The following is an 11,543-nucleotide window of genomic DNA, read 5'->3' on the forward strand; positions in this document are numbered from 1 at the left end:
CTTTGCTAATTCATGTTATAAACATTGAGCATAGCAGGGACTATAGAATGATACCGTCAAATCTTTTTAAAAAATGTCGCTAGGCTATCCCTGAAAACAGTGATATTATCAAATCACTAATTCATGATATTTTAAATAAATAATACAAATTGAGGTTAAAAGAGATCTTGAGATAAGAACCTTGAAAAGTTATAAATCATCTTCTGATGAGTCTGGGTGAATGTTTTTTGAAGTGTGCCGAAATTATATAAGATAAATTATTGAATTTTTTAAAGAGTAATTGAATATAAATAAGGAGGCGTGTGTAGGTGTTTATTGGGGTGCTAATTTCCACTGGTGGAAATATTAAATAAGAGTTGGAAAAGGATGTGTAATATTATTCAGAGTTTGATTCTCGTTAAGTTTTTTCCTTGTTATTAGATTTGTTGAGAGATGATTAATGTTTTGATAGCGGACGATCACCAGCTTTTTATTGATGGTTTGAAGGCCATGCTCCAAGGAGTACAGGGTATTAGAGTAATTGGTGAGGCCAATAATGGAAAAGAGGCGGTTTCTTTTTGTTCACAAAATGAGGTCGATCTGGTCATCATGGATGTCAATATGCCTGAGATGGATGGGGTGGAAGCGACGAAAGAATTGTGTAAGAGAGATTCAAGACTAAAGGTCCTTGGATTGTCAATGCATCTGGATAGAAACTACATTTCTGATATGCTGAAAAGTGGAGCTAACGGATATTTATTGAAAAATACCGGTAAAGGGGATCTCTTAAAGGCAATCAAAACCTTGAATCAAGGTGATTCCTATGTGAGTGATGAGGTCAACAAACTATTATTGAATAGCTTTTTCAAAAACACCTCCAAATACCAGGTGGATGAAAAACTTTCTGAAAGGGAAACCCAAGTTTTGGATTGTATAGCAAATGGTTTGACGACTCTTGAAATCGGTGAGAAACTATTTATTAGTAAAAACACGGTCGAAACTCATCGTAAAAATCTGTTGTACAAGCTCAAAGCAAAAAATACTGCGGAGCTGGTGAATAATGCCTACAAAAAAGGATTGATCCACTAATTCATTTTTTTAAAAACTTCTGGTGATTGTGCTAAATCACTGTTTTCTGGGATTGGAAGAGAACTTGTTTCTTTCATCTTTGTCAAGTGTGCCTATGATGGCCTCTTATCCACCCGACAAAGAAAGAAACTATGCTTCTATTGGCTGACAGTGGCTCTACAAAAACTGATTGGAGAATCGTCAAACCTTCTGGATTAACCATTCTCGAGTTTAAAACTCAAGGGATCAACCCCTATTTTAAATCTCCTGAACAAATCAAAAGGGAATTGAGAAAACAGGTATTGAATCCAATTGAAGGACTTTCCCAAGTGATTTTTTACGGAGCTGGATGTGGGCATCCCAAAAAGGCCAATGAATTGGCCCTGGTATTGGATGAGGTTTTTCCGGCGGAAAGTTCTGCTTTGGTCCAAGGTGATATTTTAGGAGCTGCAAGGAGTTTGTTCCAAAATCGACCTGGAATCCCCTGCATTTTGGGGACTGGTGCAAATTCCTGTGTCTATGATGGGGAGAAAATCGTCGGGACGGTTCCTTCTTTAGGATTTATTTTGGGAGATTATGGTAGCGGAGCCGTATTGGGAAGAGATTTTGTTCAGCAGCTTTTGTCAGAAAAACTTTCCCCTGAATTGACGGCTAGATTCTTTGAAAAGTTCGCATTGGATCGAGTGGCTATTTTAGATCGAATTTATAAGCAATCCCATCCCAATCGGTTTTTAGCTTCTTTGATTCCATTCATTCATTCGGAGAAATCTGATGAAGAAGTTCAGGCGCTAATTAAGTCAAGTTTCTCAAAGTTTTTCGAATTCTATATTCATCCTTTTCGACAAAAGGGTGTCGAATATCCAATTTCTTTTGCAGGATCTGTAGCTTTTCATTTTCAGGAAATTCTTCTCGAAGTTGCAAGTGAACTTGGTGAGCAAATCATGGAGATTAGACCCAAACCTTTGGATGGTTTGGTTAAATATCATTGTGCCTGATCTCAGGTTTGTAAAATGAGATTCCATTGGGAGGCTTTTTGCTCCTGAAATATGAAAGTTCTAGGTCGGGCTTTGGGAAAGCAATATTTTCATTTTCAGATTATTTGATTGAACGAGAATATGGATTTTCCCCCTTTTTACCATCAAAAATCATCTTTCAAGGAGGTCAGAACAAAGCAGTTTTTTAGAAAGATGGAAAGTGCTTTTCTGCAATTGTCTTTGCCGACAGATGAGCAATTGGTAGGAATACTAATTACAGGTAAAGATGGGATCGGAAAATCTTTTTTGACCAAACAATACCTAAAATCCAATTCTTACCAATTATTAATCAGCGACCAGACTTCGCAACTTCATAACATTCCTTACTCGGCTTTAAAGGGAGCATTAGGGCCTTTTTTAAGCGAAAAGATCAAGCGGATGAATAGTGGGGAGTTCTCCCGATTTTCAAAAGAAGTGAGAACTGTCCTGGGCGCTGAATTTTCCTTGTTGTCGGAATATCTTCCAGAACTTTCATTGTTGTTAGATTCTGATTCGAATGAGTTTCAATCTCAGCTCCCAAAAGTTGAAAGCCAGCTTTATTTAGTTTTCAGAAAGTTTTTTGAGTGTTTGAGCAAATATTTTAAAAGTCCTCTAGTTTGGCTTGTAGATGATTTTCAATGGATAGATGGATCAACGAGCAACCTGATCCAGTATCTTTTAGCAAACTTGGATTCTTCGGTTTTGAGCTTGGTGGCAGTGGCAGATTTTGATGAATCTGATCAGAACAAGGTTTCTCAACTCCTAAATTCCTTAGCTTGGTTTCATAAACATATTCATACCATTCACCTCGACTTTCTAGAAGATTTCAATGCAAAAGAGCTGATTGAAAATAGGTTAGGAGGATCAGTAAATGAAGAGTTGGCTCAGCTACTAAATGAGTCATCTGAAGGCCTGCCTTCTACTCTAATATTAATACTAGAGACATTGATTTTGGAAGATTTGATCCAGAAAAAGAAAGGGAAGTGGAATGGTGACATAGATTTAATCTCTCAGAGACTTATAGGAGAAAAAAAGGATCATCTCCTGAATAAGATTTATGAAAGTCTATCCTCCCTTCAGAAAGAAATATTAGGGATGGTGGCTTGCGTGAAGGAATTAGATCTCAAAAGGGTTAGAAAGATTTTTTCAAATCATGATGAATTAGGAGATTCACTGAAAAAGCTGTTTTTGGAGAATTTTTTATCTCTTCAAAATGACAAGTTATTCATAGAGGAAGCAATAAGGGAAGCTGTTTTGTCTAATCTTGGTAAAGAAGAAATTCAAAAATTTCACCTTGCTTTAGGAGAGCAGCTTTTGAATGAAATCTGGGGAGAAAAGAATGTGTCAGAATTAGTGATTCTGGCTCAACATTTCCAGCAAGTTGCTGGATACCTTCAGACCCATCAGGAAAAAGAAAGAATCATAAAACTGATGGTTCAAGTCGCCAAAATTCAGAGAGAAGAACATTCTTTTTCTCAAGCCAAAGGATTTTTAACTACAGCTCGAGATTTATTGAAAGGAGAAAAGTGGACCGATAAGGGAGATTTGATTGGACATGTTTGGTTAGAGCGGGCTCGCGTCGAGTACTACATGGGGGAGTTTGATGTCGCTGAGATTTTGTTGGATGAATTGCTTGAGCAAAATCGAGATTCACAGCTGAGATTTCTTGCCTTTGAACTTAAAATCATCGTCAATAATCATTTAGGAAGATATAGGAAGTCGGTTTTTATATTGACTGAGATCTTAAATGAGCTGGGGCTTAGGCTACCAAGTGTGCAGGAACAAATAGAGGAAGAAATACGGAGATTGGAGATTGGAATCGCATCAGATGCTTTACCTGAAAAGTCTACAAAAGTTGAAATTGGTAATCAGTCTAAAATATTACAACTGCTTTACAATGGAGGAATGGCGCTTCATCATACTTCGGACTTGTTGATGACTTGGGCCGCCCTTCAGATTATTTCTAGATCTCAGATTATTGATCAGCCAAATGTAAGATCCTTGGGATTGGTGAGTTTTGGAAGGATGAAAATTATTTCTGGCCAAATTGAAGAAGGATTTGATTTGGGACTTCACGGCTTGAACTTGAACAACTCAATTGGTGATATTCAGTATCGCTCTCGAGTACTTGGAGTCTTTGGATTTTATATTCTCCCATGGAAAGAAGGATATCATTTGAGTTATCCATTGCTAGAAGAAGGTATGGCTGCAGCTCGAAAATCAGGAGACCAGATTGCCTATTACATCAATAAAACCCACTTGTTTAATCTTCATTTTCTCAGTGGAAAGCCAATTGAGGATCTTTTAAAATTTGATTTCAAAGAAAGCTACGTGGGGATGGAGTTGACCTATTATATCACCCATTACCAAAAAGAGCTGTTTAGATATATTTCTGGTAGGAGTCCTTTTCTTTCTTTACCAAAGCAGGAGGCAAGGGGATTGGCTGCAAGGCTGACCTTACAGGAGGAGAAGTTTTATAGAAACTATGTTCTGGCAAGGTACTATTTCATGTTCGGCTACTATTCTCAAGCTATAGAAAGTAGCTCTATCGCGGAGCAAAATCAAAAACTTCAAGAAGGTTCTCCTTTGGTACCTGCAAATCTGATTTTGAAGGCTTTGGCAATCACTCAAAATTGGGCCAATTTGGGAAAAGAAAGGGTTGATGAAATGGATTGGCTAGATTCTTTTTATCAAATGATCTCTTCTTGGAATGATAAGTCTCCATCAAATTTTGCCTCACATTTTTGGCTTTTAAAAGCCGAGCTTGGAAGAATAAAAAGTATTGATTTTAAAGAGGTGGAAGATGCGTACATCCATGCAATCCAAGGTGCTCGGGATAATGTTTATCAAAAGGCAATTTGCCATGAGCTATTTGCTAAATTTTACCTAGAAAATAAGAATATTGTCTCCGCGAGCACACACCTCCAGCATGCAATGTTTCACTATCATCAATGGGGTGCTACTCGGAAGATAGAGCAATTAGTAAGACAATACGCTTTCATCATTCCTAAGAAATCTCAAAAAAGAGAAAGTCTGGATATTGAAAATATTCTCTTTGAACTGGCTGGAGAGATTCATTCAATTCAGATCGCCAGAACTTTGATGGTACTGTTGATGAGGATTTCGGCTTCCACCAAGTCGATGATTTTATGGGTGAATCCAGACGGAGATTTGCAGGCTTTTCACCATGACAGTTTGTTGAATTTTGAAGAGAATCAAGAGGAGGATTCTTGGAGAGTTTTATCTGAGCTTTTTAGAATGGTCCATAGAACGAAAAAGCCTTTGGTTTTAAATCAACTTGAAAAGCATCTGAATTATCCTGAACTGGATTCTATTTTGAAAAAGGGGGTGAAATCCAGTTTGTTTTTCCCAGTTGGGTTTTCTGAAAATCACACAATGGTGGTTTATATGGAAAGCCAATTTGACTCGAATGCTTATTCAGAGGATATTCTGAGATGGATTAGAATAGTTTCCAGGCAAGGTGGAGTGATTTTGGATAATGCCAGAAATTTTGAAAACACCCTTAGGCTTAATGAGGAGGTTCAGAAGAAGATGGAGGAAAAACAAGCTTTGATGACTTTGTTGGAAAAGCAAAAAGACTCCCATATCAAGGATTTGATCAAAGTCCAGGAATACGAAAGGGAGAGAATTGCAGGGGAGCTTCATGATAGTTTGGGATCACAACTTTCTACATTGAAGTTGAATTTGACTCATATTTTTGATTCCTCGGGAAAAGATAGCTTTAAATCGGAAGGGCTTAAATCATTGAAAAAGCTCGATGAAGCGATAGATGAAGTGAGAAGAATTGCACATCATATGTCGCCTGTTTCGTTGAAAAGATTTGGTTTGGAGCTGGCACTGCAGGCATTGTTGGAGCCACTTTCCCAGCAGACCACAATTCAGACTGAACTTCAGATTTTGGGTTTGGAGGAAAGGCTGGAGGCTCAATTGGAATTGGCTGTTTATAGGATTTGCCAGGAACTGATTCAAAATGTATTGAAGCATTCCAAAGCGGAGTATTTAAGGCTTCAGATTATCAGGCATTTTGATTCTGTCAATATTTCTATAGAAGATAATGGAGTCGGAATTCAAAAATCCAAGGAGGAATGGGGGATGGGATTATTGGGTATCGAAACCAAGGTGCAAATGCTCAATGGTGAGTTCCAAATAGAAAGCCAGCCAGGTAAGGGCTGCTTGGTAATGATAGATATTCCAAATTAAACTTTAGATTATTTGTATCAGATGAATTGCAGAAGGCGTCTTCGAGTTGTAAACCAATATTTTTTACCAAAATGAAAACCATGAAAAAGTACATCCTTCTGATTTTAGTAATTCCCATTCTTTTTTCAAGTTGTGCTGACGAAGAGCCAAGTCCTGAGTCCAAAATTACCGGGATTTACGAGAGAATTACCCAGGGTAATTTAGGCTGGGGGTCTGAGCAATTTGATTTTGTGGGTACACTGGATTTTAAAAATGACGGTACTTTTACTTTTGAAGAAGTGACCAAAAATATTGGAGGAGATGAGATATTAGGATATAGGGCTTATGGTTATGGGACCTATACTATAGAGAATAATAAGGTGACCATCGTCAAAAATGAAGCATATGCTCAAGGGGTTGCGGATTCTAATTATCAGCCAAAAAGTGAGTTGGTTCTTTATCAATTTGATCCTCCAAACTCCTTGATTTTTGGAATTACCGAGGATTACAAAACTTTAACAAGTGGATGCGGACCTCTTGAAAACTGTTTGGTTCTAACCTACACCAGGGTAGAATAATATTGAAGGTTTTATCTTAAGTCATCCACCTGCTCATAAATTCCAGGAAGGCATCTTTGTAATTGTCACTGACTGAAATCTGTGCTCCATTTACTGTGATCAAGTTTTTGGATACAGATTCTATATGGTTGAGACCTACGATATAAGATCGATGAACTCGCATAAATTTCTTTGCAGGAAGTAATTCTTCCATGCTTTTGAGGCTCGTTAGAGAAAGCAATGGAGAAGCTTTGGAAAGCAAATGAACCTTTACATAATCCTTATAGGCCTCTACATAGGCTATGTCATCCAAAAGGACCTTGACCAGCTGATATTCTACTTTTAGGAAAATGTATTCTGGGTCTTCCTCAACTTTCACCTTTACTTCTTCCGAATTTCTATTTTGCTTTTCGAAATAATTAAATGCCTTAGTTGCGGCATTCAAAAACTCCTCGTATGAATAAGGCTTAAGGAGATAGTCAATGGCGTCTACTTTGTATCCTTCGATTGCAAACTGATGATAGGCTGTGGCAAAAATTATTCGGGTTTTGTCAGAATCTTTTTTACCATCTAGAACTCTTGCCAATTCCATTCCTGATAAATCAGGCATCTGGATATCCATAAAGATCAATTGAACCTGATTTTGATTGATAAAACCCAAAGCCTCTATGGCGCTGGAAAATTTACCTTTCAACTCTAAAAAAGCAGTCTGCTCGATGTATTTGCAGAGAAGGTCTAGAGCTAAAGGCTCGTCATCTACAGCTATACATTGGAGTTTCATGAGAGATTGATGGTCAGGTTTACGTAATATTCCTCTTTGCCTTCCTCTTTCCCAAATTTAAGTTTATGTTTTTTGGGATAGAGAAGACTCAGGCGCCTTTGCGTATTTGTTAGTCCGATTCCACTTTCTCTTGCTTCAGGGCTATCCAAATTGACTGGGAAAATTTGATTTCTTGTTTCAAAGAAAACTGTGTCTCCCATGATTTCTAACTTGATATAGATATGACTTTCCTTTTGGGAACTGATACCATGCTTGAAGCAATTTTCCAAAAATGGCAAAATCAACATTGGTGCGATGACCTGATTGTCCTTGGCTTCATCAAGATGGATTTCAAGCTTTACCTTGTCTGTTAGACGCATTTTCATCAGCTCAATATAATCTCGAATGAAATCCACTTCCTTACTTAGGAGAGTTGACTCATGTTGATTTTCATATAGAACATATCTCATCATTCTGGAAAGTTTCAATAGAGCTTCCTGAGCTTTTTTGATATCCAGGTTGGTTAAAGAATAGATGTTGTTCAGAGTATTGAAGAAGAAGTGCGGATTGATTTGAGCCTTAAGGTATGAAAGCTCGGTATTGATATTTTGTTTTTCTAGCTCTTGGCGGTTGGCTTCATCTCTTTGCCATTTTTGAACTAATGCCACGGAAGTACTCAGTCCAACTGAAACGATGTATAATAAAATCTGGAAAGCATCTCCCTGAATCCAACGTCTTCCAGGTTTGAAAGGTCTGTCTGGATTGAAAAACTCATGCATTCTTCTTGGGTATTGGATGAGTTGTTCGAAATAGACAATAGCGAAATAGAACACAATGGCCCCTCCTAAAACAATAAGTAGATAGATGTAATTCTTGCCTTTAAGTAGAAACTTAGGGACAAAAAAGGTGACATTATTATAAAAGGTGGCAACTAATATCCCTACAAGGAATACTTGCTTGTACCAAAATTCGATAGGAATTTCAGCTTCACCCATTCTCCAAGAAAGAGGAGAAAGTAGTACGAGAAGGATGCACAACATCATCCAGCCCAGCAAGTGTACTACAAAGGAAATATTCTTTTTTGGGGTGATAGTAGCCATGGTAATGAATTAACTGCTGCCAAACTAACATAAAGAATCTATTGACAGTTTTCATAATCTGCCAATCCGCTGTTTTTCACGTCGAAACTACCGAATGAACGGATAAAGGCATTTGTCGAGCAGAAAATCCTTTTTATCTGCTCAAATGGGGGTTTGGTCGATAAGATACCTATAACTGTCTATTTGGTCAAAAAATGCGAAACAAAGCCTTCAAATTTGGGGTATTCAATTGGTGTGAGCCCAATATTTGAAAACAAGATCATGAAAAAACTACTCAATCTAATTATTCTTTTTGCTGCTTTGGGGATGACCCAGGCATTTGCGCAGCAATCACAATCCCAGCCTGCTAGGATTATAGGTGTCGCAAAAGATGCCAAAACTGGTGAACCTGTGGGTTATGCTACTGCAGCCCTTTACAAAAAAGGTTCTGATGTAAGTATGTCTGGAGCTGTAGCTGATGGCGAGGGGAAATTCTATATCACAGGATTTGAGCCTGGAGAATATTCGCTGCAAGTAACCTTTATGGGGTTCGAAACCTTAGTTGTCGATGACATCAATATTACATCCAAAACTGGTGACACCAATTTGGGTGAGCTTCAGATGTCTGATGAGGGTGTAGCTTTAGAAGAAGTGACTGTTCAGGGACAAAGAGAATTGATTGAGGAGCGAGTTGATAGGACTATTTATAAGGCAGAAAACGACAGAACTACAGCCGGTGGTGACGCGACGGATGTGTTGAGAAGAGTTCCGATGCTTTCGGTGGATTTGGATGGGAATGTATCCATGAGAGGTAGTTCCAGTATTACTGTATTGATTGACAACCGTCCATCAGCCATCGCAGCAAGTAGTATCACAGATGCATTAAGACAGATTCCTGCTGACGAAATCAAAGAAGTAGAGGTGATCACATCTCCATCTGCAAGATTTGATGCTGAAGGAACTTCAGGTGTGATCAATATCGTGACTAAGAAGAACAACCTTCAAGGGATGACTTTGAGCATCAATACAGGTGCTGGTCTGAGAGGATCAAACTTGGGATTGAATGGTAGTGCAAGAATCGGAAAATTTGGGTTTTCATTGGGTGGTTTCGGAAGAGCCGGGTATAATATTTTGGGAGGTTTTAATAACGAGCAATTGTTAACTGGTACTGATGGAAGCCAAACCACTGTTGTTCAATCAGCAGATACCGAAAGTAAAATGATGTTTGGCAGATATAATTTCGGTGTTGACTATGAAATCGATAAGTATAACTTTTTGACTGGTGCTGTCAACTTTGGATTGAGAAACATGCAAGGCAATCAGACAAACTTCTTGACAGAAAGATTTTCTGCCGGAGATTTAATTAGCTCTGCATTGAGAGAAACTGATACTAAAAGTGATGGTAACTCATTGGATTTGAGTGTGAACTATACCAGGACTTATGAGAAGAAAGGGAAAGAGATCAGCTTATTGACTTTGTATAGCAGAGATAATAGAAATAGCTCTTTTGTAAACAGCCTTTTCAATGATGATTTCCAAACTATCGATTCCAAATTGAGAAATGAAAACCCAAGTAGAAATGAGGATTTCACTGTTCAATTGGATTTTGTAAACCCATTGGGTAAAGACGGAAATCAGATCTTGGAATATGGAGCAAAGAACATTATGAGAAAATCATATTCTGACTTTGCTTATTTCCAAGCTGAAGGAGAGGATGGCTCTTATGTGGAAATCCAAGACCCTACATTGAGTAATGAGTTTACATATGATCAAAATGTGACTGCTGGTTATGGGTCTTATACTTTCAATTTCTTGAAAAACTATACTTTGAAAACTGGTCTTAGATATGAGTACACTACTATTAGTGCTGAATTCGTTGATGAGCAAACAGTTGAAATTCCTTCTTATGGAACGTTCGTTCCAAGTGTGAATGCCAGTCGTAAATTGAAAAATGGAAACATGATCAAGGCAGCATACAACAGAAGAATCCAGAGACCTTCTATGAGATTTTTGAACCCTAACTTGAATACTTCCAACCCATCACAATGGAGTCAAGGTAACCCAGTTTTGGATCCTGAAATGACTGATAACTTTGAATTGGGATACAGTACCTACATCGGAAACTCCATGCTGAACTTCACTGGTTTTTACAGAAATACAACTGGTTCTATCCAGGCTGTTAGAAGTGTGTTAGAAGATGATGTGATTTTTACTACATATGAAAATATCGGCCAAGAACAGGCTGTGGGCTCCAATATGTTTATGAATATCAACATCAATAATAAGTTCTCTTTGAATGGTGGATTTGATCTATACTATGCGATGTTGAATAATGGACTAGGAACCGAAAATAATGGCTGGGTGATTTCTGGTAGAATGTTCGGTAATTACTCTCTTCCAAAAGATTGGCAAGTCCAATTGTTCTCCTTTGCAAGAGGTAGAAGAGTACAGCTACAAGGGTCTAATGGTGGATTTGCAATGTATGGTTTGAATTTCAATAAGCAATTCCAAGAGAAAAGAGGTTCTATTGGTTTTGGATTGGAAAACTTCCTGACAAAAGAGTTTAAGGTGAATAATGAGATCATTACTCCTACCATGATCCAAAATAGCACCAACGCCATGCGTAATATGAACTTCAAAATCAACTTTAGTTATAGAATCGGTAAGTTGAGTATGAGCGACCGCACGAGAAGAAGAAGATCCGTTTCAAATGATGATTTGAAAGAAGGTGGCGAAGGCGGCGGCGAAGGCGGAGGCATGATGAATAATAACAATAACAACAAGAAGTAATTGTTCTATGGGGAGAGGCTATGATACAGTTCAGTGGCCTCTTTTCTATTCGTCTCCGTATTAAGATTGGCTTTATTTAAGCGTAAACAGATAGATA

7 protein-coding genes are annotated in these 11,543 nt (G+C 38.0%); 5 read left to right on the plus strand and 2 right to left on the minus strand.

Annotation, left to right across the window (positions count from 1 at the left end; genetic code table 11):
• The first annotated feature begins 432 nt into the window (after positions 1–432).
• The 4 genes from BUF13_RS19050 to BUF13_RS19065 all read left to right on the plus strand — a co-directional run bounded on the left by BUF13_RS19050 (position 433) and on the right by BUF13_RS19065 (position 6,838).
• Positions 433–1,068 (plus strand): response regulator, encoded by a 636-nt coding sequence (locus BUF13_RS19050; RefSeq protein ID WP_073573409.1) that lies wholly within the window; start codon positions 433–435, stop codon positions 1,066–1,068.
• Between the two features lie 131 nt (positions 1,069–1,199).
• Positions 1,200–2,042, plus strand: a complete 843-nt coding sequence (locus BUF13_RS19055; protein ID WP_073573410.1) for a hypothetical protein — start codon at positions 1,200–1,202, stop codon at positions 2,040–2,042.
• A 192-nt stretch (positions 2,043–2,234) separates the two neighbouring features.
• Positions 2,235–6,281 carry an AAA family ATPase gene (locus tag BUF13_RS19060; protein ID WP_166669854.1) on the plus strand — a complete coding sequence of 1,349 codons (4,047 nt, stop codon included), beginning with the start codon at positions 2,235–2,237 and terminating at the stop codon, positions 6,279–6,281.
• 80 nt (positions 6,282–6,361) lie between these two features.
• Positions 6,362–6,838: a hypothetical protein gene (locus BUF13_RS19065; RefSeq protein WP_134204569.1), complete on the plus strand. Its 477-nt coding sequence runs from the start codon at positions 6,362–6,364 to the stop codon at positions 6,836–6,838.
• Positions 6,839–6,854: 16 nt separating this feature from the next.
• Here the strand turns inward: BUF13_RS19065 and BUF13_RS19070 are convergent, their stop codons facing one another.
• Both BUF13_RS19070 and BUF13_RS19075 read right to left on the minus strand, forming a co-directional pair.
• Entirely contained in the window at positions 6,855–7,598 is a 744-nt protein-coding gene (locus tag BUF13_RS19070; protein WP_073573413.1) for a LytR/AlgR family response regulator transcription factor, read from the minus strand.
• A complete protein-coding gene (locus tag BUF13_RS19075) occupies positions 7,595–8,677 on the minus strand; it encodes a sensor histidine kinase (protein ID WP_073573414.1) in 1,083 nt (360 codons plus the stop codon). Before BUF13_RS19075 ends, BUF13_RS19070 begins: the two co-directional genes overlap by 4 nt.
• A 261-nt stretch (positions 8,678–8,938) precedes the next feature.
• On the opposite strand from BUF13_RS19075, the gene BUF13_RS19080 reads away from it, so the two are divergent.
• Positions 8,939–11,446 carry a TonB-dependent receptor domain-containing protein gene (locus BUF13_RS19080; RefSeq protein ID WP_073573415.1) on the plus strand — a complete coding sequence of 836 codons (2,508 nt, stop codon included), beginning with the start codon at positions 8,939–8,941 and terminating at the stop codon, positions 11,444–11,446.
• Positions 11,447–11,543: the final 97 nt, after the last annotated feature.

It is taken from the genome of Algoriphagus zhangzhouensis, from assembly GCF_900148515.1.
Lineage (GTDB): Bacteria > Bacteroidota > Bacteroidia > Cytophagales > Cyclobacteriaceae > Algoriphagus > Algoriphagus zhangzhouensis.